This window comes from Clostridium amazonense (genome assembly GCF_056431285.1).
Genome location: NZ_JBWKMH010000003.1, coordinates 20,063 through 44,527, shown reverse-complemented (window position 1 = coordinate 44,527; position 24,465 = coordinate 20,063). Strand labels below are relative to the sequence as shown.

The 24,465-nt window shown below is 26.9% G+C and carries 19 protein-coding genes; 1 reads left to right on the top strand and 18 read right to left on the bottom strand.

Translation table 11 applies throughout. From position 1 onward, the window contains the following. Positions 1-334: 334 nt before the first annotated feature. The 7 genes from AC07E4_RS01025 to AC07E4_RS00995 form a co-directional block, all read right to left on the bottom strand. Positions 335-1,825 carry a hypothetical protein gene (locus AC07E4_RS01025; RefSeq protein WP_478215519.1) on the bottom strand — a complete coding sequence of 497 codons (1,491 nt, stop codon included), beginning with the start codon at positions 1,823-1,825 and terminating at the stop codon, positions 335-337. A gap of 888 nt (positions 1,826-2,713) precedes the next feature. Continuing rightward, on the bottom strand, positions 2,714-4,855 hold the full coding sequence (locus tag AC07E4_RS01020) for an AAA family ATPase (RefSeq protein WP_478215518.1): 2,142 nt from the start codon (positions 4,853-4,855) through the stop codon (positions 2,714-2,716). Between the two features lie 163 nt (positions 4,856-5,018). Continuing rightward, entirely contained in the window at positions 5,019-5,375 is a 357-nt protein-coding gene (locus tag AC07E4_RS01015; protein WP_478215517.1) for a TnpV protein, read from the bottom strand. Between the two features lie 93 nt (positions 5,376-5,468). Then, on the bottom strand, positions 5,469-5,615 hold the full coding sequence (locus AC07E4_RS01010; RefSeq protein WP_478215516.1) for a hypothetical protein: 147 nt from the start codon (positions 5,613-5,615) through the stop codon (positions 5,469-5,471). Then, on the bottom strand, positions 5,608-6,093 hold the full coding sequence (locus AC07E4_RS01005; protein WP_478215515.1) for a hypothetical protein: 486 nt from the start codon (positions 6,091-6,093) through the stop codon (positions 5,608-5,610). The genes AC07E4_RS01010 and AC07E4_RS01005 overlap by 8 nt, the downstream gene beginning before the upstream one ends. Continuing rightward, complete coding sequence (locus tag AC07E4_RS01000) at positions 6,056-6,583, bottom strand: ParB N-terminal domain-containing protein (protein WP_478215514.1); 528 nt, start codon at positions 6,581-6,583, stop codon at positions 6,056-6,058. The genes AC07E4_RS01005 and AC07E4_RS01000 overlap by 38 nt, the downstream gene beginning before the upstream one ends. Beyond that, a complete protein-coding gene (locus AC07E4_RS00995) occupies positions 6,580-7,365 on the bottom strand; it encodes a ParA family protein (RefSeq protein WP_478215513.1) in 786 nt (261 codons plus the stop codon). The genes AC07E4_RS01000 and AC07E4_RS00995 overlap by 4 nt, the downstream gene beginning before the upstream one ends. Before the next feature lie 181 nt (positions 7,366-7,546). On the opposite strand from AC07E4_RS00995, the gene AC07E4_RS00990 reads away from it, so the two are divergent. Further along, complete coding sequence (locus tag AC07E4_RS00990; protein ID WP_478215512.1) at positions 7,547-7,762, top strand: helix-turn-helix transcriptional regulator; 216 nt, start codon at positions 7,547-7,549, stop codon at positions 7,760-7,762. 188 nt (positions 7,763-7,950) lie between these two features. Here AC07E4_RS00990 and AC07E4_RS00985 read toward each other — a convergent pair whose 3' ends face one another. The 11 genes from AC07E4_RS00985 to AC07E4_RS00935 form a co-directional block, all read right to left on the bottom strand. Then, the gene (locus tag AC07E4_RS00985; protein WP_478215511.1) at positions 7,951-8,451 is read right to left on the bottom strand and encodes a TIR domain-containing protein; all 501 of its coding nucleotides are present in this window, start codon (positions 8,449-8,451) and stop codon (positions 7,951-7,953) included. Between the two features lie 239 nt (positions 8,452-8,690). Continuing rightward, on the bottom strand, positions 8,691-10,145 hold the full coding sequence (locus AC07E4_RS00980; RefSeq protein WP_478215510.1) for an SIR2 family protein: 1,455 nt from the start codon (positions 10,143-10,145) through the stop codon (positions 8,691-8,693). Between the two features lie 1,037 nt (positions 10,146-11,182). After that, entirely contained in the window at positions 11,183-13,645 is a 2,463-nt protein-coding gene (locus AC07E4_RS00975; protein ID WP_478215509.1) for an SIR2 family protein, read from the bottom strand. Further along, entirely contained in the window at positions 13,636-14,520 is an 885-nt protein-coding gene (locus AC07E4_RS00970; protein WP_478215508.1) for an Nmad3 family putative nucleotide modification protein, read from the bottom strand. The genes AC07E4_RS00975 and AC07E4_RS00970 overlap by 10 nt, the downstream gene beginning before the upstream one ends. A gap of 218 nt (positions 14,521-14,738) precedes the next feature. Next, entirely contained in the window at positions 14,739-15,104 is a 366-nt protein-coding gene (locus AC07E4_RS00965) for a hypothetical protein (protein ID WP_478215507.1), read from the bottom strand. A 172-nt stretch (positions 15,105-15,276) separates the two neighbouring features. Then, entirely contained in the window at positions 15,277-16,632 is a 1,356-nt protein-coding gene (rlmD, locus tag AC07E4_RS00960; RefSeq protein WP_478215506.1) for a 23S rRNA (uracil(1939)-C(5))-methyltransferase RlmD, read from the bottom strand. An 11-nt stretch (positions 16,633-16,643) separates the two neighbouring features. Beyond that, positions 16,644-17,090, bottom strand: coding sequence for a hypothetical protein (locus AC07E4_RS00955; RefSeq protein ID WP_478215505.1), 447 nt, complete (start codon positions 17,088-17,090; stop codon positions 16,644-16,646). 1,168 nt (positions 17,091-18,258) lie between these two features. Beyond that, positions 18,259-19,086, bottom strand: coding sequence for a metallophosphoesterase (locus AC07E4_RS00950; RefSeq protein ID WP_478215504.1), 828 nt, complete (start codon positions 19,084-19,086; stop codon positions 18,259-18,261). Between the two features lie 983 nt (positions 19,087-20,069). Beyond that, the gene (locus AC07E4_RS00945) at positions 20,070-22,370 is read right to left on the bottom strand and encodes a glycoside hydrolase (protein WP_478215503.1); all 2,301 of its coding nucleotides are present in this window, start codon (positions 22,368-22,370) and stop codon (positions 20,070-20,072) included. A 46-nt stretch (positions 22,371-22,416) separates the two neighbouring features. Next, positions 22,417-23,814 carry a sensor histidine kinase gene (locus AC07E4_RS00940; RefSeq protein ID WP_478215502.1) on the bottom strand — a complete coding sequence of 466 codons (1,398 nt, stop codon included), beginning with the start codon at positions 23,812-23,814 and terminating at the stop codon, positions 22,417-22,419. Further along, entirely contained in the window at positions 23,783-24,430 is a 648-nt protein-coding gene (locus AC07E4_RS00935; RefSeq protein WP_478215501.1) for a response regulator transcription factor, read from the bottom strand. Before AC07E4_RS00935 ends, AC07E4_RS00940 begins: the two co-directional genes overlap by 32 nt. Positions 24,431-24,465: the final 35 nt, after the last annotated feature.

The window sequence follows — 24,465 nt, the reverse complement described above, 5'->3', positions numbered from 1 at the left end:
AATATTCAAACTTATATAATTTTCAAAGAGCGAGCAATTCTATGAAAATTTAAGCTATTTTTTCATATCAGCTTAACATATTCTAATATTTTACATTAATACATTATCATTGGTATTATACCATTGTTTTGCACCAAATTAAAATCTTTGACACCGCTTTTCTCTCCCTAACCCCATATTTTAGACAATAAAAAAGCCCACATTAGAGCTTAGTTTGGCTCTAATGTGGAGGTGACTTTCAAAACATTATTTATATATTCAAATTATTATTTATTACTTATATTTGCTCTAATATTAACAATTATTTATACATAATTAATAGCATTAATATACCTTATTCAGTAGGTAATGTACTTAATTTATCAATGTTAAATTTTAACTGTGATATTTTTTTATACAATCCCTCTTCTGAGAAGATAATATTTTTTAAGTTTCTAAATTCATCCTCCTTCATAATACCAGTATGACTACACTGATTTCTAAAGTTATGAACAACATCCGTTAGTTGATTAACAAGTCCGTTCATAAAAGAGTGAACATCAATCATAGTAGAGGCTTCTTCATATATAATTTCTAAAACATTATTAAATTCATTTTGTTTATAATACTCTGATACTTTAATTAAATCACCAAACATAAATGAGCATAACTTATCCTCTCTTTTATTATTTATATTAATCTTATATTCTTGTTTTACACTTTTTATCCATTTATAACCAGCAAATACCTCACACTTTCCTGATTTTATAGAAATTCCACTTGATGGTATTGTATCAATAACATTTTTAATCAATCTGATTGTATCAATAAGTATTATATTCAACTCTATTTCCATAGCTTTCCAAAAACCTACAGAGCATAATGAATAATCAAATTCAGATACCCGCTCTTTCATAACAAGCTTTTCTGTAATAAAACATGATCTAATCATATTTAATGAATCTTCTTCAAAACATTCCAAAAAATCAAATTCTGCTAAACTAAAAAATTGATCTGCCCCTAAATCATCCATAATTTGTTTTGAATATTTGATTAGGTCTTTATCTACTTTATTATGTAACTCTTCAATTTCTTTATCTTTTAAATTGCTTTGAGGTAATTTTTCTAATTCTTTAAATTTATCAGCTAAAGCTAATTTAAAAGGTTTAATTTGCTCTTGTATATTTTCAAGCTTTGAAATTATTGTATTAAATCCTTCCCTCATTTCATCTCTCATTTGAGTAATTGTTTCATTTAGCTGTTCAAATTTATCAATTATATTTCTACTATCCTCAAAATAAGATATTTGAGTTGATATTGTTGGAAATCTTCTTCTTAATACCTGAGAACGAATATATAGAAGGTTGTTAGAATATTTTCTACCATACCCATATTCTACATTTCTACCATGCTGAAACAGTGTTTTAAAAATGCTTAGTAATTCGGTATTGTTTTCAATATCTTTTAAGCTAAAAACATTACAGCTTCTACTACTCAAATTAGGAAATGCAACTATTGCTGGAAGCTTGTTAGGGTGTATACTAAAATAGTCGCATACTAAATCGACTTGTTGGTCATTTAGTTCTGGATTGTAATGATTTCCATACATACTTCTGTAATACTCAATATCCTCTCTTTTAAGCCAAGCCTCTGGCGTATCTAAAACAAAAAAAATAACATCTCTTGAATCTTCATGTAACATATTAAAGTTTCTCAAAATAAATTCTCTAAAATTAACATGTGATGATTTATATAAGACAAAACAGAAAAAAGCTGGTTTTAATCTCTCTTCAAACTCCTCTCTCTTATCAATAATATCTCCCCAACTTCTTAAAGGAAACCCCATATTACCCCTCCTTATATTGTTACATTAACTTATAATATTTGCTACACTTTTAATTATTAATTGAAAGCTTTTCTTTACCTAAAAAATAGTCAAAATACAAACTCAATCGTAATAATGGAGGATTTAGAACCCTACATATTATATAGCTATCTGAGTGTTTTTAAGAGTTAGTATATAATAAAATCTCATACTTATCGTCCTAATATACCTAAACTTACTATATTAAGTCAACTTAGTATATTTCTACATTATATCTACATTCTCCTGCTATTTTTACAAAATAGTACATTGTGAAAAGAAATAAAGCATCTACTTACCTAATATTATCATCAATATACATTTTATAGCTTTATAATATTTGAATAAATGATACAGAATTGATATAAATATTAAAATTTTCACAAAATATTTTTTATCTAAGAAACATAATATATATCTATTCGAATTCTATAATCAATCATCTATTAATTTTAGATTACTCCTTTAATATGATGACTATAGAAAAATCTCCCCCTCCGCCTCTCACCCCTGCTTCCTTCCTCCACGCCTCCTCACAACTTCTGTATCATATTAAAGTCCGCCAAACAAAAATCGCCCTTTTTCCGACTTATCCACAGATCAGGATTAAGGTAAAATGTCTGAATCATAATAAAGTTTACCAAAAATAAACACGCTAAAAAGCCACGTACTAAGCCATTTCTGACCTAACATGGTGCTTATGACCTATCTATATTTTCCCGAACTTTTTTATGAGTTTGGGGAAGTTTTTTGTTAGATGGGGAAGTTTATTTTAATAATACAACAAATTGTTCAATTATTTATACCATCTACTATAGCAACTGCTACTGCAACAGAAGCTCTAAGTAAAAATTCGCAAAACATTATAGTTTACTTATTACTTTTCTTAATGAACGCATATATTTTTTCACACAATTCCACTGTTTCTTCACTCATATCTGCTAATGTCTGTATTTCCTCTATAGCATACTCACAAAATGTTTTTTTGTTCTTAATAGTATTTCCCTTAGCAAAATTCTTTTTTCTCTTATAACCATTATATTCTTGACTCTTATTAATATGTTCATCAATTTTGTTGTCTATAAATAATCCTAAGTTTTTATCTATATAATCCTGTTGTAAAAAACCGCATTTTTCAAATATTTCTCCGTCTTTGTCTTTATCAGAATTTTTACTAACTCGTCCATCTTTAAACCTATTTACTACTTTCTTTATAGTATCTGGAATTAACATATTCTCTATTTCTTTACACTTCATACAATAGAAATTTGCTTTAAAATATTGTGTAAGTTTATCTAATCTCTTTGCTTTACTATATTCTTCTTTTTCTTCTTTATCATATCCGTCACTATCAGCAATTAAAAATATTCTATTACAAATCGTTTTTTCATTTATATTCTTTGTAATTTCATTAACTTCTATTTCTTCATCATCCAAAAACGACCAGTGAGTAATGTTTCCACCAGAATATTCTACGAATGAATAATGAATATCTTCATCAAATATTTTATCTATTTTTTCTTCTTTAAACATTTCCTTTTGATATACACTTAAATATTTTCTTATATAGAACCTATCCGTAATACCTTCTACCCAAATTGTGCAGTTCGATAAAAATATAGATGAATTTTTAACTCCTAACTCATTTAAAATAGATATTGAAGGGTTATCTATATTTTGAATAAGAAACTTACTTTCATTTCCTAAATTTTCATTTAATAAAGCTGTAATTTTATTAAATTGATATATAGCTATGTTGCTTACATCCAATGTCATATCTAAAAAGTGGTTGGAGTGTGTAGTGAAAAACACTTGACATCTATTGAAGTTTTTACTATTTATGGTCTCAATATATTTTCGCTGTAATCCTGGATGAATAAATAACTCTGGCTCTTCAATAAATAGTAATAGACTCTTATCTCTGTACTTGAATAATGGAAATGTAAGTATTATAATTGATTGAATACCGTCTCCTAAATTAAAAATACACTGCTCTTCATCACCTATTTTTATCCACAAATTTTTTTCATTATATTTAGGTATTAAAGCAACTTCTTTATTTTCAAAAAATTCTCTACTTAAAAACTCCTCAAATTCTCGTATGTACTTTCTCTCCTTTAAATCTCCTAATAATAACTTTTTCACATCCTCATATAAAGTCAATCCAGTAAATATTTCACACTCTTCTGGAATTCCATCTCTAAAGTAATCATTTTTTGTTCTATCACTATATATATCTTCATTAGGATCATCACTATGTAAAATATTCCTTATTCCTCTTAGAGTTGGAATATATACTTTCTTAAAATCAAAAGTTATTCCTTCATAACTTTTAATTTTACCTTTATATTTATCTGCCAATTCTTCAAGCTCTACATAAATTGTTTTTTGAATATTAGCATCTTCATTCGGTTTACTACCACTATTTAAATCTTCTGATAGAACTTTACCTTTTATAATTTTGCTTAAATTTACATTAAAATTTCTACCGTCCTCTAACGAATTTATTAATTCATTTATTTCCTTTAGATAATCAATATTAGATGTTAGCCTTTCAACACTTCTTAGATTCAATGTATTCTTATTAACTTTTTCTAAATCTATTTTACCAATATGATTTAAATTGGGTCTATAATTTAAATTACTATTGTTATCTTTAAATGTTTCACCATACTTAGTAAATAGTGCTTTTATTTCTTCTTTGAATTCTTTAATTATCTCATTTAATACCTCTATTTTGACTTGATTGCTATAAAAATATAATTGTTTCTTAAAAAGTTCTCTTAAAAACCTGCTTTTTCCAGAATTGTTAACTCCTATAAATATATTTATTTTAGAAACGTTTTTTAATATATTCTCTTCATTATTTAATTTGTAATCTTTAAATACAGGTATATTAGCCAACTTCTCAGTTGACTGTTGATTATCCATATTATCTTTTAGCAAACTAAACTTAGTACTATTTATTTGTTCTTTATCTATTAAAATTATTTCTGATATACCTAATTCCATTTTACCCCTCCTTAAGATAAATCCTACACTAAAATTTTAACATAAATAAACAATTAACTGCACAAAAATCAAATAATAATTTCATTGTTACTTATTTTTTATTCCTTTAAGAAATTCCTTAGAATTTCTTGCTAACTATATTAATGGGTGATGAATATGAAAATTAATACTGAAATAAATATAGTGTCGATAAATGATTTAAAGAAATTAAAACTATGTACTTGAAGCTCTCCATGGTGTTCTCTGGATTTTTTATTGGATTTTTCTTCAATGTCTGTTCCATTATTAATTCTAATTTCCCATAGGCTTCCTTGTTCACATTGTGCATTGTCGGCATCAGTTCCCCCTTTGCCAGAATCAAGCTGTATCTGTTCTGATGATTTTCCTTCAGATAGTTCAGTGCCATCTGTCCATACTCCCCTAATGGCTTCTCGTCTGCTTCCTTGTCCTTGGATATTTGAATCTCTGGATAAAATATCCCCTCTCCTTCCTTGTAATTCATTGCTAATGCTTCTTTCATTATTTCTCTCACTCCTTTTTTCTCTAATAATTAGATTTACTTCACTTTCAATTTCTCTTAGAATTTCTTAGGATATACTACATACTGCATTGCCTAAACGTAAAGTAAGTGGCAATGTATTAAATTGTATTTATAAATCCTTCCTGCAAAGGTTAAAAATTCTTTCCACTCATTTTTACTTCCTGTTACAATATCAGTTATCTTATCATAAATTTCTTTAACTTCATTAAATCTACTCATTCAAAATCTCCTTCCCTTGTGACTTGAAATATAATTCCAAAGCTTTTTCAATAACATCTTCAATTTCAGGTTGCTTAGTTTCAGGTGCAAAGAATTTATTGATAAGCTTAGGTTTCAATTTAATAGGAGATGGCTTATTTGCCTTTTGCTTCTTATTTAATTCTCCTGAAAGAATTGCATAAACTGTTTCTTCATCTAACTTTTTCCCTTCAGAATAAGCTCTTAAACTTTCAGCTTTCTTCATATCTACTTTGAAGTTATGTTCACAAAGAATAAGTTCTACAATATATTGTTCTTCCTCTGTTAGATATGAAAGAGTTACTGAAGCTGTAAAAGGTATTTCTTCTATATCTAATCTATCTTTTAATTCCTTTATAAGATTGCATATTCTTAAATACCTTGATACTGATCTCCCTGAAAGATTATAAGTTTTACCTGTTTCATCTGCACTTGTTAACTTGTCGAGAAATTTCTTCATCCTTGATTTCATCAGCTTTTAGCAAGGTTTCTATCTGTTTTAAAATATCAGTTCTTTTCCCTTGAGAAGCTAATGCTTTATGATGCTGTTCCAATGCAGTTGCTCTTTCTGAATGAAGCATATCACTAAAAGAACGTTGCATGAGATTTGTTTCAGTTACAATAAGCATTGCTTCTTCATCTTCAAGGTTTTCTTTAACTATTACTGGTACTTTTAATAAACCTGCTGTTTTAGCAGCATTTACTCTGTTATGACCAGACAAAATTTCGAACTCTTCACCTTTAGGTCTTACAATAACAGGAACAATAACTCCAAGTTCCCTAATGCTTCTCACCATATTTTCAAAGCGTTCACCCTCATATAATTTAAATGGGTGATTTTCAAAAGATAGAAACTTTGATATATCAATTTCAGTTTGATTAGTAGCTTCTTTTTCCTCTGTATTTTCTCCAAACATATCTGCTAAACTCATTAACTTTTTTTCACTCATAGTGCTACTACCGCCTTTGCAAACTCCCCATATACTATGGACACTTTATTCTTAGGATCATATTCTATGGTGCTTTTACTTCTCATGTTTGCTTCTACAACTTTTACTGATGTAGGTATCTTGCTATTGAATATGTTAATACTACTTCCATAAGCTTCTTTAATAATTGCTAACACTTCCTTTGATAACTTCATTCTTTCTGCATACATTGTAAGCAGTATACCATCAACTTTAATATTAGGATTTATTCTTTTCTTTACTCTAATAATATTTCTTAGAAGTAGATCCAAGCCTTTAGCTGAAAGATATTGAGGAGTAACAGGAATAATAACACTATCACAAGCAGCTAATGCATTTATAGTAAGCATTCCAAGTGCTGGTGAACAATCAATAATAACGTAGTCATAATCAGTTTTTACTTCATCAACTATAGATTTTAAAACCAGTTCCCTACTCATAACATTAACAAGTGCTATTGCTACTGCTGATAATTCTAAGTTGCAAGGAATAATATCAATCTTTCCTGCTGAAAGAATATATTCTTCTTTTTTAGGTAAACTTTTTTCTTCAATAGCCAGTGCCATAAGATTATATATTGTTGTTTTTATACTATCCGCATTATCATATCCAAAGCATACTGTTAAACTACTCTGAGGATCAAAATCTATAAGTAGTATCTTCTTTCCCATTTCTGCTAATGCATATCCTAAATTTAAAGTTGTTACGGTTTTAGCAACTCCTCCTTTCTGATTAACAATAGAAATAACTTTACTTTTACACATAGTTACCATCTACCTTTATAAATTAATTTTTCCCGTTTTTCTAATTCACACTATTTAATTTAATAATGCAGTTATAAATGTATGTAATCAAGAAAAATCTTTTGATTTCATCAATTATTTTTCTTATTATTGAAAATTCACATTAAAAAGTGTATATTTAAATCTAAGGATGGTGAATCACATGCAATTAACTATGGGTGAAAAGATTCGTATTTTAATAAAAAGAAAAAATATTACTATATCGGAGCTTGCAAGATTAATTGGAACTACTAACCAAAATTTATCCAATAAACTTTCTCGTGATAATTTCTCAGAAAAAGAGCTCCAGCAAATTGCTGAAGCTCTTGGATGTAAATTTGAAGGATATTTTGTTTTTGATGATGGGGATAAAATCTAGTAGTTTTTTTATGACTTATAAAACACAAAAAGACCATGAAATTAAACTATACTAGATTTTTCATAGTCTTTTTCTATTTTATATTATACAGTATTGTAAATATAATTTTATAGTTTTGGAATTTCTATTATCTTAAATAAAAGGACATAAAATAACTTATTAGCGTAATATATAATTATATCATCACTCTAATAGTTATCTTTATTAGAAATTGCATCCTCTATTAATTGCTCAATGTTTTCGCTTATATCATCATACACGTATTTGCTTGATTTGTAAGCAGAGTCAAAACAGGTAACATATTTTGATAAACGTTCGTTTTGATCACCAATGTAAATTTGATAAAATGGATTACTACCTTTACTAGTTTGATTGCCATCACTATCTTTTAGGTTGTGTATATATATTCCAACAATGCCTTTATTAAGTTCATAGGCTTTCTCAATTTCATAATTAATCCATTTACGCCCAGATGTGGTTGCTCCAATTAAAACAACTAAACAAGAACGCTTTGCCATCTGGGCATCTATCCATTCTTTGATTTTTGCATCTGTTTTTTCCTTAACCTCCTCCCAATCATTATCCGAAAAAGTCGAACTACTATCAACCTTCCCCATGTTCCTAACCTGACTTGCTCTCCAACAATCTTTGTTGTACTCAAAACTGAAAAACACTTGTCTCTTTGCCATAATAACACTCCTTCTTAATTTACTTAGTTCTTATGAAAACATTGCTTATCTTTCGCAAAGCTTACATACTATTTTACTTGATATTTTTACTAATTTATTTTAATACACCATCCTAAAACCAATTGAAATGACTTCCTACTAGAATCTTTTGCAATTTAAAACTTATGAAGCATGCTATCAACAATTATCTCTCTACTATTAACCACTTTATTGCTCAAAATAAACATATTGACTTAATTTTAGTGCAATAATATACATTTTTTTGCTTCATTAATAAATTCAACAATTCTATTTACTAGTTCATTTTTATTAGCATAGCTAGAATTCAATTTTTCGAATAATTCTTTTAATAAAGGAGTGCTATTTTGATAATATGCATCAAAGTTAGCTTTAATTTTATTCCATATATCCTTTGCAACAAAACCTGTGCATCCAACAGGAACAATCAAATTACCATACTCTTTGGCAATTTCGAACTCAGACATAACACCGTCAGCTTTTATAATATTACTTTCTTTGTCAATTTTGTTGCCAAAAACAAAAATTGAAATTCCAGCTCTTGATAACATATCTTTTCTGTACTTAGTCCATAGCTGTATTCTATTGTTTTCATTGACAATACCTTGTGGAAAAGGTCTTAATAGTAGTCTATCATTATTAATATTACGATTTTTCATATATATTTCCTCTAAAGCCCCCGTTATTACAAAACTGCCAACTCCAACACCAAAACCTGATATAATATTATAATCCTTTTGAATTAATGCTTTACTTAAATTATGAATAAATGATGTAGCGTCATCTTTATTCCAATTTCCGTAACTGTTAGCACTTCCGGAAATAAAGATATTCTTCTGATTAAAACATTTTTCTATTGTACTTAGTATTTTATTAATTTCATTGTAATCCTCTATTAGCAATACCTGAATATTATATCTTTTAAGATCCTCTATAAATAATGCTTGTTTTCTTGTATCATATTCATAATCTGCTTGTAAATCATAATCTTTACAGTTTACCTCTTTCATTATTGCATAGTGTGTTCTTTGATTTTGAGGTCCATATTCTACTTTAATTCTACTTAAAATATAATCAAGGTTTGGATCGGTAAAGCTAAAACCAATAAATAAAAATGTCTTGGAAATTAAATCACCATTTAATGCTGTAATAAATGGTGCATATTTTCGATAATATAATTCATAATCTTCTTTAATAATTACTGTGTCACTTGGATGCTCTTTATCTCCGTGCATTTTATATACAATTGCATCTCTTTTAGGTTTTGTCTGTGATAGCTGTTTTGCATTATACTTTACATCAGGAATTTTTTTTACTTCCTTTATGGCATCCTCTATTAGTGAATCATAATTTGTTGTCCAGTAAGTGAATATTGGAAGTCTGGATAATATTCTATGATTTTCACTTATGTCTATATCTTTGGTGAATTCTTCAAAAATAAGTCTATCAATTTCATATCTACTTCTATTCTTATTACAATAGTATTGAGCTAAAGAAACCAGATTGGATTCTTTTTCTATATCCAAACCTAATTCATCTGCTATACCTTTTAATAAAGACTTCCAATCTACGAAACCGGAACTTTTAGAAAATCCAGCACCTAAAAATACAGCAACATTGTGCTCTTTTATCTCTTTAACATATTTATTAATAAATATAGATATTTCTTCTTTCACTTTTCACTTTCTCCTTTCCATTGTACAAAATCAACTTCCCATTATATATTAACTTATCTTATAAATAACCAGAAATTTACCTAAAACTAATATTTTTTTACCTTTTAATTAATTTCTTTAAAACAACATCTTATTGTAATATTCTACAAAATCTTAACTATACCTTCTAAATATTTATAAATATTACAATACTTTTTATTTTATAAATATTTAAAATAAAACATCAATTTTACAATATACATTTATAAAACACAAAAAGACCACCAAGTCTAAGCCATACTAGCTCTCTTCATAGTCTTTTTCTACTTTGTATAAATTTGTAATAACGTGTCCCCTTACACCATATCAAATACCAACTCTTACTTTAACACCATTAATTTGTTCTTTATTCTTAAAATCATCACCTTTTGTATTAAAGTTAAAAAAACTGGTAAAGTGCATGAATTCAAGGATTATAAGGTATATTTTGTGCACTCACAAAAAACTCTCCTCATTTTCTCCCCCTCAAACCCTCATTCCCCCGTCCACTTACAAAAAAGTCTCGTTACGTTTTCCCCATAAAAATCATGGTTTTCTCTACCACTTATCTAACTAAAGTTTTTTGTAGTTACAAAAAAGTCTAATCAAACTTAGAGCCCCATTTCAACTCCAAAAAACAAAAGAGGACTAAGAGATTTCTCCCTGAGTCCTGCTTGATTCAAGCTTTATTTCAATCTTATTCCTTCATACTAATTCCTTCTGAAGCCTTGATTTCATTAGTGTTAAGGATTAGTCATTTCGTTCTTTTATTCCTTCATACTCTCAATCTTACTCCTTGAAATTCTCAATCAGCTACCATCCTTACTCCTTTGGCTTTCGCCATTGGCGATACTGCCTCTTCGCACAAAGTGCGACCACCTTAGTGCGACTTTTTCGTAACTGGTGAGACTTTTTTGGAATTAGTGTGAGTTTTTTGTTAGGCTACATTTACTTATATAATCTACATACTGTTTTCACGTGCATGAAGGTGTTATATAAGGTGAAAAGGAAACAGTATTTTAAACAATATTACTTTCCCTTTCTAAATTAGTGCTAATATCTTTTACTATGTTGCTAATAAGCTTATCCACTTCAATAATTTCATAATTTTTATCTCTACCGAAGTCATCCAAAGCTTTATTATACTCATTAATTTTATCTTTAATTTGCTTGCAACAAAATAAAAAAATACCTTTTTGTGATTCACCGAAGCTAGAATAGAATAATTTATAAAAATTATAATAGTATTTTGCCTGTCTTAATGGATAATGCAAATGTACTGGTTTATTGTTATTATTGTATATTAAACTATGAGCTTCAATAAAATTCTCATAGGCTCCAACTTTATCATTGTTAGATATTTTTTGTTCTAATAATAATCTCGCTTTATGGCTATCAAGCTGATAAGTATCAAATTTCTTTATCCCTTTTGCATATTGATAGGCATTTTCTAAATAAATTTTTGCCTCCTTATAATCTTTAATCTCCATTCTAGCAATTGCATATTGTAGCCAAAAGAAAGGATTCTCTTTGTTAAACTCAAGATTTTTAACTCTCTCATAGAATGATATCAAACTTGAAGAAAATTTCTTACTGTTTTTATTTAAAACTATTCTAAGATTCGAAAAAGAAATTAATAACCTCATTATTTCATGGTATTTTTCTATAAAACTATTCTTGTCCATATTATACATAATTTTTACTAGCAACTCCACTATCTCTTCAGTGAAATCACTATTCTGCAAGATATAAAAACCTACAACTGTTGATTTTATTTTAAATTCACTGTCTCTTAAATTGATTAATTCATTAATACTAGTATCTTTTGTTATTCTTGCACTTATAGCTTGCTTATTTAGCATAAGTAGAATATTATTTAATTCCAAGTTTAAATTAAGACTACTATTTATAAAAGAAAGCAAAGATATCTCCATTATTTCTCTATTCTTATTTAATTCCATCATTAATTCATCTAATTTATTTTTTATAACCTCAGATTTAAATATCTCAAGTAATATACTTTTCATTTCTGACTTACACTTTTGTGTTAAAATCTTTTCTTTATCTTTCATTTTCAGCCCAGCATTGCTTCCCCATAAATGGTACTCTTCAAACAACTCCAAAACCTCTCGAATTTCTTCTTGAGTTAGTTTATTTAAATCGTATATTCCTACTTTAGATTCATCAAATTTAAAATTATCTAACAACTTCAAGTAGAAATTATCATTTATATAACTCCTAGCTGTCATAATATATTTTACTTTATTATTACTATGTAGCATCAGAGATTTCATTTCCTTTGTTTCTAAAAACATATTGTAATTTTCAATGAATATGTATTTTTCTCCCTCAATCATATTTATTGTTTCGATTTCTTTTCCTAAATATCTATTAGTAGTTTTTAGGGTAAATACTTTTCCTCTTTCTAGCAATAAGCTTTTTAGAAAATTTATAAAAACTGTTTTGCCATTTCCTAAATCAGAATGGATTATAATGATATCATATTTATTCTGTAATTGCTGCATAATGGTATCTGTACATGTTCGTTTAATTATATATTTATTTCTATTATTATTTAATAATTGATTGTAATTAATTTGTCCATTGAACAACAAATCTGTAATATCTTTATCTGTTATCTTTTCAAATTTATAATTATTTTTATTTAACTCAGAAAAGCAAGTGTAATCCATACAATAATCTATAGGTTTATAGTCTTCATACGCTAGTCTTATTTTTGAAGCAAATCCGCTCAGCGCAATATCATGTATTTCACCGAATTTCTTCATATAATGACTGGTTTTTTTAGTGGGCTCATGTGTTATAAAAAAGCATCTTTCTTTTAAGTTTTGACATGTTGCTAATAACTTTTGTATGTCCAAATCATATTCCAATGAGTATCCAACAAAGAAAATACATTTTGAATTAGCTAAATCATCTTCAAGAAGAAATGCCCAGTCACTCTCCCTTAAATTTTCATTTGTATAAGAATCCTTCGTAAGCTTAAATTCAGAATATAGACTATCTCTAGTTAGATTTTCTATGTACCCATTAATGTGAATTACTACATCATTTTTATTTATTATACTTTTTAAGTTTTTACTCAAAACTACTGACGTTCTATATTTTCCACTATCTAGCGAAGCCTTCTCAATAATATTATCATAGTTTGTAGAGTATATCCTCTTCCAATTTATATTACTAATAGTTTTATGATCTTCACTATAGCTTTTACAAAGATATTGCTTTTTAAGAATATCAATTAGCGCATCCTCATCTTTTTCTTCAATAAACCTTTCTGAGATGTATGCCAAGTCATTATCTTTCTCCAAATTACCAATCTCAATCAATTTATTACACAATCCATCTGCCATCAATAATTTACTATTATCCAAATTTTGAGCACCATACGAAAATCCAGCCCCAACAAATAAGACAGCATCACCATTCAAAGCATGTAAAATTGCGTCATTTAGCTCCATAATATTCCTCCATTTTTTTGTAATATTTCTTTTGCCCATTCTTCTACTTCTTTATTGCCACTTATCACAAACTCTTGTCCTCTTCCAACAGTCTGCAATACACAATAATCATCTTTTAATTGCCAAATTGGATTCCCTTTGGAACTAATTAGTTTTTTGTGAAATGTCATTTTTGTATTAAACTGCGGATGAAAAAAACGTGGTAGCTTCCATAGTGATCTATTACTCTGCCCACCACAAGTTAACACTAATGATTCATCGTAATTAAGCCAACCATAGCCTGGCAATGTACTGTTAAAACTTAATTTTTCACTAGCAATATATGCCGTATTTTTTGTCCTATTCCTATCATAATAATGAGGATGACTAAGTTTCCATTCCTCATAGTTTTCTTGTTTTGAAATACTCTCAATTTTACCTACTTGAAGGTATCCCCATATAACTTGTTTATCTGTTTTATTTACAAATGTATATTTGCCATTTATTTTCTTTACATCTTTGAACCATCCAAAAAATAAAAACAAATCTCCTTCTTCAACCTTTTGATTTGCTAAATGCGATTGTGATGTACTACATTGCCCAAATATTCCTCTCCAGTCAGCATCACGATTTTTCTTAGTACTAGCATTTACATCTGGATCTAAATGCACATATCTCTTTTCAAAACCTTTAATGCCTAATGAATCCATGACATCTGCATATGTATTTCCTTCTTTCAAATAAATATCACTGTAAGTTATCCCTGTATCAATAGAGTTTCCATCTATGTCTTCTGGTATAGGTAACGATACATGATATTTTTCATCTATAAACAAAGGGCTTGGATATCCTCCTGCCTCAGAATCAAAGCCTTTTCTACTCAAAATTATTTTCATTATATTTTTCACCACCATAAACAAACATAATTCTACAATTTAATTGTACACCTTTTTACATTATTTTAACATTAATTTAGTTCATCAAATTTATATATTATTCTACAAAACAAAAATCTACTACAGTAAGTATTTTACACCTACCATAGTAGTAACCTTTGCCTCTATTTCTTAAATTACAATATCCCCTTAACCACACCTACAATCTTATAAACAAACTAAATCTCCACCAAACTTATCACCTTCACCTGCTCCACCATCTGTGAAAAAAGCTCATCATCAAACTTTTTAATAATATCTTCTCTCCCATATAATACTTTTTTAATTTCTTTTACTTTCTGAAGCCCCTTCTCCCTTATTAACTCCGTATTATCAAACTTAGCTTTCTTTTCTTTTAGCTGCTGCATCTCTTCTTCAAGCCTTTGGTATTCCTCATCATAAATCTGATTATCTAAGCCACTCCTTACATTCAGCCTTACCAAGTTCATCATCTGATCCTTCAGTTCTTCCAGCCTTTCATTTATTACCTTTAGCTCATTACTATCTTCTTTGCTTTCTAATACCCTATTTATATTTTCTATCATGTTTAAAATAAAAGTTTCTTTATTTTCAATAACCTTATTTATAGACTTAACAAAAGCTACTTTTAATTTTTAACTGCATCTAAGAAAATTTTTTTAATTAATCATATAATTCAAGTAAGTGGTGATATTTTCTATAGAAAAAGAACCCTGATTTCTCAAGGTTCTTTGTTTGTTATTTATATAATCTACATACTGTTTCCACATGTGGTGTGTGTGGGAACATGTCTTTTAGTTTTATTTTTTCTATTTTGTATCCTGATTTTGTTAGGACTTGTAGGTCTGTTACAAGTGATTTTGGGTTGCATGATACGTATATTATTTCTTTTGCATTGAATTTTATTACGTAGTCTAGAGCTACTGGATGTACTCCTGCTCTTGGTGGGTCTAGGATTATTATGTCTGGTTTGTCTTTTACGTTTTGTATTACTTTTGCTACGTCACCAGCTATGAATTGGCAGTTTTCTAAGTTGTTTAATTTTGCATTTTCTTTTGCTGCTTCAACTGCTTCTTCTATTAATTCTATTCCAACTACTTTTTTAGCTTTTGGTGCAACTATTTGTCCTATTGTTCCTGTTCCACAGTATAGGTCAAATACTACTTTGTTGTCTGAGTTACCCATGAAGTCTCTTACCATTGAGTAAAGTTTTTCTGCACCTTTTGTGTTTGTTTGGAAGAATGCAAATGGATTTATTTTGAATTTTAATCCTAATAAATCTTCTATTATGTATTCTCTACCATATAATGTTTTTACTTCGTCAGCTTGAACAACGTCTGATAGTGAATCATTTAGAGTATGTATTATTCCTGCTATTTTTCCATTTAAGTTTAGTGCAGTTATTTCTTCTACAAATTTAGTTAAGTCATAATTAATTTGAGTTGTTGTTACTAAGTTTACAAGTATTTCACCTGTGTTTATAGCTTTTCTTACAACTAGGTTTCTTAGGTATCCTTCATGTTTCATTACTTTGTAGTATGGAAGGTCTGTTTTTCTAAAGTGTTCTAATGTTGCAATTAGAATTTTTCTAAAGTCTTCATCAACTATTTTGCAGTTATCTACAGTTATTATGCTAAAGTTTCTGTTTTTAACGTGCATTCCTAGTGTTAGTTCTCCGCCTTTTTTCATGTCTCCAAAAGTAAATTCCATTTTGTTTCTGTATTCAAAAACTTCTGGGCTTTCTTCTATTCCTAAGAATTCATAGCCTTGTATATTTCCTTCGTCTAAAAGTCTTTTTACTTGGTCTACTTTGAAGTCTAATTGTGTTTTATAGTCTAGGTAAGCATTACTACAACCACCACATTGATGTGAAATGTTACAATGTGGCTCTATTTTGTAGTCTACATCTTCAAGTACTTCTATAAGTTTTGCTTGAACTCCGCTTTGAGAGCTTTTTTTAGTTACTCTTGCTTTTACTTTTTGTCCTGGTAATGTATTTTTTACTGTAACTTTTTCACCTTCGTAAAAAGCTACACCTTTTCCTGGGAATTCTGTTGTTTCTATTAAAAATTCGTATTCTTTTCTTTTTCTCAAATAAATCTCTCCTATTTGTTATTTTTAGTAAGCTTCAAATTTGCTACTTTTTGTCCTAAAGTCATATTGTCTTTCTTTAGTGTCATTATTACATTATATATTATAAGCACTGGTATAAACAATATTACTCCAAATAAAAATTTATCTGAGATTACGAATTGGAAAAGTCTTAGTATGAAGTCTATTAAAACTGTTCCTATAGCTGAAACACCAGCTACAACTATAACATCTATAAGTTGTGCTTTTAATATATCAACAGCAGTTATTTTGTCATTTTCAACTAATATCTCTTTAGTTTCATTTAAAGCTTCTAATTCTTCATTTGATGGTGCATCTTCTACTAATAATTCATCAGCTGTAACTACTCCCTCTGCTACCTCTTCAGTACCTTCAACTTTTATATCTTCAACTATTTCTTCTGTATTTTCTTTTATATTTTCATTTTTTTCTGTACTCATTATAAAATCCTCCTAAAATAAATTGTATATTATTCAATAAAATTTATATATTCTTTTAATTACTCATTTTTTAATTATATCCTAAAATTAGAAATAAATAACTGCATATTGATAAAGTTTATATTATCATTAAGTTCTTTAATTTTGATATGAACCAAAGACCAGGTAGAATGAATTCCACCCTACGTTAAATGGTATATATCCTTACATACAAATAAATTTTACATTAATTTTTATATTTTTATAAAATAAATTTTAATATTGTTTACCTTAGTTTTTCATATTAATCAAAGTCCAGGTGGAATGAATTCCACCCTACGTTTAAAAGTATATATCCTTATATGCAAATAACTTTTACATTATTTTTTTTATTTTTATAAAAAAAATTTTAATATTGCTAACTTAGTTTTTCATATTAATCAAAGTCTAGGTAGAATGAATTCCACCCTACGTTAAATGATATATATCATTATATATAAATGACTTTTACATTAATTTTTATATTTTTATAAAATAAATTTTAATATTGCTACCTTAATTTTTCATATTAATCAAAGGCCAGGCGGAATGAATTCCACCCTACGTTTTAAAAAATATATCCTTATATGCAAATAACTTTTATATTAATTTTTATATTTTTATAAAATAAATTTCAATATTGTTTATCTTAATTTTTCATGTTAATCAAAGTCTAGGCGGAATAAATTCCACCCTACGTTTAAAAAATATATACTTATACACAAGTAACTTTTATATTAATTTTTATATATTTTTATAAAATAAATTTTAATATTGCTACCTTAGTTTTTCATATTAATCAAAGTCCAGGCGGAATGAATTCCACCCTACGTTGAATGATATATATCCTTACATACAAATAACTTTTACATTAATTTTTTTGTTTTCATAAGATAAATTTCAATAATTGTTTATCTTAATTTTTCATGTTAATCAAAGTCCAGGCGGAATGAATTCCACCCTACGTTAAATAATGAATTTTACCCTACATTGAAAAATCATGAATTTTATTTTTAAATTTATTAATTTTATAGAATATAATTATTTATAAATTTTTCACATCATAACGTTTTTATTATATTACCTTAAAGTTACAGTAGTATGACATTGTTATGTTATTTTAACAAGATTTTTGAGTTGACTGCTAAGATTAAACTTTTAATTTAAATAATGATACTTCAGGTATGTTTCCAAATCTAAATGGCAATTTTGTATTTCCTAATCCACTGCTTACATATAACATAGTTCCTCTTTCATTATCTATGTTATAGACTCCCTTAATGTATTTTTCTGCTAATAATGTTGTTTTTAATGGACCATAAAAAGGTATGTATATTTGTCCACCATGACTATGTCCACTTAGAACTAAATCAATAGGGTATTCAATGTACTGATCTATTAAGTCTGGTTCATGCAGTAATAATAGATTTACTCCATTGTTATCAATATTATACATAGTTTCATATGAATTCTGATTTCCCATTAGTCCATCATCAGCTCCAAAAATATTTATGAATTGATTATTAAATTCAATCGTTCTATTTTCATTTGTTAATACTTCAAATCCAGCTTCATTCATTATGTTTTCATAATGTAGTGATGCTCCTCCACCATAATCATGATTTCCATATATAGCGTACTTTCCAATATTGCATTCTATTTTTTTAAGTACTTCTGACACATTGTATAAATCATCATATATTGATGCATTGTCTATTAGATCACCAGTAAAAACTACTATATCTGCATTTAATTTGTTTATTTTCTTTACTGCTTTTTCAAGATTATTTAAATTGTAATATTCTCCTAATTGGGTGTCAGTAAATTGGACCACTCTTAATTCATGTTCACCTTTTTCATTAACAGTTATAGTGTGAGTTTTTGTGATAAGTAAATTTCTTTCTATAAAAGTTACATATGCAATAGCAAAAAATATAACTGCTAAATTCCAAGATATTATCTTTATAAATACTTTCATATTATATTCATCCTTTTCTTTTAGTAAGTTTATTAAATATGTTGTTCTATGAAAATATATCTTTTTCTTGTTACGACAATGTTACAATTCAATTTTCTTTTTATTTCTTTAGTACTATATCCTTACTAAAATTTATTGGTTTTAATCTAAAATATACTAATCAACAATAGGGACAGACCCCTCATGGGCTAATTGACTTATCTAAATTTAATACTATTTTAAATAATATAATTATATAAATATGTAAAGTCAGTCCCTTATAAAATTCTAAATTAGTTTGCTTTTTTACTACATATTCTAAAGTTAATAATAACGTGTAATAGCAAGGTTAAAACCTCGCCTACGGATTTATTGGTACATTTAATTTATAAAATCAATTCTACTTTGTGTTTTAAGTAATACATTTTTAGATTTACTTTTAAATGTTAAAATACTAAATTTATCGCTTGAAAAACCTTTTTCTTTCATCAATGAACAGGAATTATTTAAATAAGTATTTCTTTATACGTTGATTTAGAAAATCTTATTAATTTGTTTTTTTATTACATATTCTAAAATTAATAATAACGTGTAATAGCAAGGTTAAAACCTGGCCTACGAATTTGTTGGTACATTTAATTTATAAAATCAATTCTACTTTGTGTTTTATGTAATACATTTTTAGATTTACTTTTAAATGCTAAAATACTAGATTTCTCAATTGAAAAACTTTTTTCTTTCATAAATGAACATGAATTATTTAAATAAGTATTTCTTTATAAATTGATTTATAAAATATTATTAATTTGTTTTTTTATTACGCATTCTAAAGTTACTAATAACGTGTAATAGCAAGGTTAAAACCTCGCCTACGAATTTGTTGGTAAATTTAATTTTAAATATTATTTTAATTTTAACCCATATAATAGAAAAAGCTGACTTTAAATAGTTTAAAAATTATTTAAAGTCAGCCGTAATGTTTAAGATATAAATCTAAATGTTTTTTATGGTGTATATCTTACTGTTTTATCTTTATCTATTATTATTAATGATTTAGGACTTATTTTCTGTCCTTCTGATTCAACTTCATTATTTGAAAAGTTTGCTATTACTTTTAAGTCATTTCCGTATTCAGTCATTTGAATTAATCCATCATCAGATAATACCTTATAATTTGTCATTTCTTTATTAATTGCTTTTTTACTAAATTCAGACCACATTTTTGTATGATTTATTATGATATCTTTATTTTTTTCGTACTCATACCTATCAATGTGGTATAGTGGTGGAACATTATATAAAATTTCATAAAGCATTCTATTTTCCACTTCACCTTTTATTTTCAATGTTCCCCATCCCCACCAATGACTTGTTATAACTGAATCATTATAAACTAATTTATATAGTGGAATTGTATACTTTGTATCTAAAAATAGTTTTTTATATTTATCCTTTAATGGAATCTCCTTTGAAAACATCTCTGGAACTCCATTATTACTTGAATAATATCTTCCAACATAATATTCACTTTCTTTATTTTTACTCATATCACTATCCATCCATGAAAAAGATGGTGTTTCAATTCCATGTGCAAAAGCTATATGCTTATTTGCAAAATCATTTCCGCCTTCAGTTCCAACTACCATATTCTTTTCATTTTTAAGATAATCCATTCTTTCAATTCTTGCTTTTATATCTTGCTCTTCTGTAGTTATATGTTCACTAGAATAATCATCAAATACTTCCCCAGTTCCATCAGTATCTAAAAACCATGAATTGAACTTTAATCCTGTATCTAAAATTTGTGATACTCTTTCTCGTACACTTGGCATTGCTAATGTAGGATTTAATTTTCTTCCTGTCCCCTGAAATCCACCTATTTTCTTACCATCTTTATTTGTTACAGTTGCATTATCATAAAGTGATGTATCTGAAAATTTAGCTGTTATCCATTTTTCTTCACCAGGTTTATGAATTGAATGATATGAATCATATGTACCAATTAAATATCCTAGTTTATTAGCAGTTTCAACTAGTTTAGGCTTATTGAATCCATTTTGCCAATCATCAAACCCAATCCACATATTATTTATTCCAGAATTTTCCATATCATTTAACACATCTACCGTGTTCATATTAGCCCATTTATCTATATCATCTACATTACTTCCTAATTCACTTTTTAATAATCTTTTGTTTAAATCTATAATTTCAACTTCATTTAAGTTTTTTATCCCTTTAGATATGATTTTTTTACTTTCACTATCTATTGAATTAAATACCTTATCATTATAAAACTCTTTTAATTTTAACACTTCACTAAATGCCTTAATAACTCTATTTTTAGTATACTTATCTACATACCCTAAGTTTTCTAAATCATCAAATGCTAATGCAAGTTCTTCACCATCTTCAACTCTAGTTCTTAATAATTCTTGTATCCAATTTTTTAATGAGGTTGGAATATTATTTTTCAAGGAACTCCACTTTATGTTTTCTTCAGATATAATAGATTTATCCCAAAAATATACATGTGGTGCACCATATAATTTTTCAATATTTTTATTTTCTCTAGATTTTTCTTCTAATGTTTTAAATTCACCTTTTTCAACAATATAATTTCTATATATCTTTGCCACATCTACTGGATTCTTTTTAGTTAAATATATTCTAAATCCATATTCTTTATTTTCATTTATAGATGGGTATTGGTGTTCAAATCCAAATTTTATATTATTTTCTGTATCAAATTTAATAGTATTATTATATGGATTCTTTATTACATATAATAAGGAATATTCTTTCTTATCTACAGCAAAGAATTGCATTGAAAAAGCTTCTATTACTTTTAGTTCTTGCTCTTTAAAATATTCTTTCCAAACATCATCATCATTTGAAATATATTTTCCTTCATTTAATGGCAACATATATTTTTCCCCATTAATACTTGGCCAAAGAAAACTATTTTCATCATCATTTTTATTAGATTTTATAGATACATCTAAATATTCCTCTTTTTTCTTAATATCAACATCAATATTCTTTTCATCATAACTCCAAGATATATTATCTTTACTCTTTTTTAAATTGCTAAACTTCATATTATCTAATGGTTCTGATACAGTCTCCTTAACTCCACTAGATTCAACAGACAGATTAAATGTTTCTGGATCTACATCAAATTCAAAATCTAAATTTAACTTTGTATCCGATATTTTATATTCTGATATTTCTTTTTTTGCACATCCTGAAACTATAGAACCTACCATGGTTATAGATAATACTAATGCAATTATTCTTTTCATTTCAATCACCTCGTAAAGAAAATACCTTAGAAGTGTTACATGAATGTTACACGTTAAAATCTATATAAAACAAAATTTCATTATTATAATTCTCCATTCCAAATTTTAAATTGTTCTTTTCTAAGAGTTTTCTTACTATGGATAGTCCTAGCCCTGTGCCTGATAGTTCTTTATTTCTTGATTTTTCAATAACGTAGAATGGATTCCATATATTTTCTAATAAGTCTTCACTGCTTTTTTCTATTCCATTTTTTATTTTAAATTTTATATTATTTTTATCCCTTAAAATTGATATTTCTATTTTTTTATTGTTGCTGTATTTTATTGCATTAGTAATTAAATTATTTAGTACAGTATCAATAGATTCCTCATCTTCATGAATTAAATATTTTTCATTTTCATTAATGTTTAAGATTAAGTTTATATCTGCATCTTCAATTAGAAGCTTATATTTTTTCAATATATTTATAGTTTTTTCTTTCAAATCAAAAGTTGATTTATTTAACTTTATATTGTCTATCCTTGATAAATATAAAAGTTTTTCTATTAATTCATCCATGTTATGTATTTGTTCTTGTATCTCACTTATATAAGTTCCATCATCTAATCCATCTTCAATTCCTTCTGCATATACTTTGATTAAAGCTAATGGTGTTTTTAACTCATGTGCTATATCAGAGTTTAATTCTTTTAAGCTTTTATTTTGAAACTTTATTTTTTTATGTGCTTCATCTAGACTTTCACTCATTTTATTTATACTAATAGAAAGTTCTTCTATTTCATCATTAGTTTTTATTTCTTCTGTTCTAAAATTTAATGATGCAATATCTCTAGATAACTTTTTTAAATTTTCTAATGGACTTACAATTTTTCTTGAAAGAATTCCAACAAGCAATACTATAAATATTATAGAAAACATCATTAAAATTATATTAAATTTATTTATGATTTTAATAGTTTCACTCATATGTGGTAATGGCATACATATTGCAAATATATATTGGTCTATTTTTATAAATTTAGATAATACTTTATACTTTGTTATTCCTTGATCATAAATTTTGTTTATGCTTTTTTCATTTAAACTTTCTAATGTATCTTCTGTTATCCAAAATTTATTTAACTTAATCTTTTTTTTATCTAAAGATTGTATTATATTTTCATTAATGCTCTCTATGCTCTCATTAAAATTTGAATATACAATAGTTATATTGTTTTTTTCCTCTATGGATTCTAATTTATTATCTATATTATTGAAATTACTACTTTTTAATTCACTTGCAACTTCATTTAATATTTTTCTTTTTTCAAATATGTAATATCTGTCAACTAAAAATATATTAGTTAATATAGAAATAATAAATACCATAACAACTATTGAAGATACACCAATTGTAAATTTGTTGCTAATCTTAATTTTTATCCTCCTCCATACTGTAACCAATGCCTCTATAAGTTTTTATAAGATTTTCACCTATTTTAGTTCTTAGTCTTCTTATGTGAGTATCTACAGTTCTATAATCACCTTCATATTCCATTCCCCAAACTAAGTCTATTAACCTATCTCTTGATAAAATTACACCTCTGTTTTTCACAAAAGTTAATAACAATTCATACTCTATTTTAGTTAATTTTAAAACTTCATTGTTTTTATAAGCTTTTCCTAATTCTAAGTTTATTTTTATATCATTTGAACTTATTTCTTCATTAAAGTTTACAAGTTTTTTAGCTCTTATTAAAAGCACTCTAATATCAAAAGGTTTCTTTATGTATTCATCTGCTCCACAATTTAATGCCTCAATCTCATCATCATTTTCACTTTTTGCAGTTAAAATTAACACTTTTATATTGCTATTAACTTTTATATATTCACACACTTCTATACCACTTATTTCTGGCATCATCCAATCTAAAATTGCTAAATCTATTTTATTTGAATGAAATTTTTTTAATGCTTCATCACCATTATTAGCTGTAATCACATTAAATCCTTCTCTTTCAAAATAAGTTGAAAGTATTTTCAGCATGCTTTTTTCATCATCAGCAATTAGAACATTCATCCTTATCCTCCTTAAATGGTAAAAGCTTCTCAATA

Excerpts from the sequence above, each read along its gene's own strand:
- AC07E4_RS01000 (WP_478215514.1), bottom strand. The coding sequence starts at position 6,583 with ATGAGTGAAAAAAAGTTAATGAGTTTAGCAGATATGTTTGGAGAAAAT.
- AC07E4_RS01025 (WP_478215519.1), bottom strand. The coding sequence starts at position 1,825 with ATGGGGTTTCCTTTAAGAAGTTGGGGAGATATTATTGATAAGAGAGAG.
- AC07E4_RS00995 (WP_478215513.1), bottom strand. The coding sequence starts at position 7,365 with ATGTGTAAAAGTAAAGTTATTTCTATTGTTAATCAGAAAGGAGGAGTT.
- AC07E4_RS00935 (WP_478215501.1), bottom strand. The coding sequence starts at position 24,430 with ATGAATGTTCTAATTGCTGATGATGAAAAAAGCATGCTGAAAATACTT.
- AC07E4_RS00950 (WP_478215504.1), bottom strand. The coding sequence starts at position 19,086 with ATGAAAGTATTTATAAAGATAATATCTTGGAATTTAGCAGTTATATTT.
- AC07E4_RS01005 (WP_478215515.1), bottom strand. The coding sequence starts at position 6,093 with ATGAAGAAATTTCTCGACAAGTTAACAAGTGCAGATGAAACAGGTAAA.
- AC07E4_RS00970 (WP_478215508.1), bottom strand. The coding sequence starts at position 14,520 with ATGAAAATAATTTTGAGTAGAAAAGGCTTTGATTCTGAGGCAGGAGGA.
- AC07E4_RS01010 (WP_478215516.1), bottom strand. The coding sequence starts at position 5,615 with ATGAGTAGATTTAATGAAGTTAAAGAAATTTATGATAAGATAACTGAT.
- AC07E4_RS00945 (WP_478215503.1), bottom strand. The coding sequence starts at position 22,370 with ATGAAAAGAATAATTGCATTAGTATTATCTATAACCATGGTAGGTTCT.
- AC07E4_RS00990 (WP_478215512.1), top strand. The coding sequence starts at position 7,547 with ATGCAATTAACTATGGGTGAAAAGATTCGTATTTTAATAAAAAGAAAA.
- AC07E4_RS00975 (WP_478215509.1), bottom strand. The coding sequence starts at position 13,645 with ATGGAGCTAAATGACGCAATTTTACATGCTTTGAATGGTGATGCTGTC.
- AC07E4_RS00955 (WP_478215505.1), bottom strand. The coding sequence starts at position 17,090 with ATGAGTACAGAAAAAAATGAAAATATAAAAGAAAATACAGAAGAAATA.
- AC07E4_RS01015 (WP_478215517.1), bottom strand. The coding sequence starts at position 5,375 with ATGAAAGAAGCATTAGCAATGAATTACAAGGAAGGAGAGGGGATATTT.
- AC07E4_RS00965 (WP_478215507.1), bottom strand. The coding sequence starts at position 15,104 with ATGATAGAAAATATAAATAGGGTATTAGAAAGCAAAGAAGATAGTAAT.
- AC07E4_RS00985 (WP_478215511.1), bottom strand. The coding sequence starts at position 8,451 with ATGGCAAAGAGACAAGTGTTTTTCAGTTTTGAGTACAACAAAGATTGT.
- AC07E4_RS01020 (WP_478215518.1), bottom strand. The coding sequence starts at position 4,855 with ATGGAATTAGGTATATCAGAAATAATTTTAATAGATAAAGAACAAATA.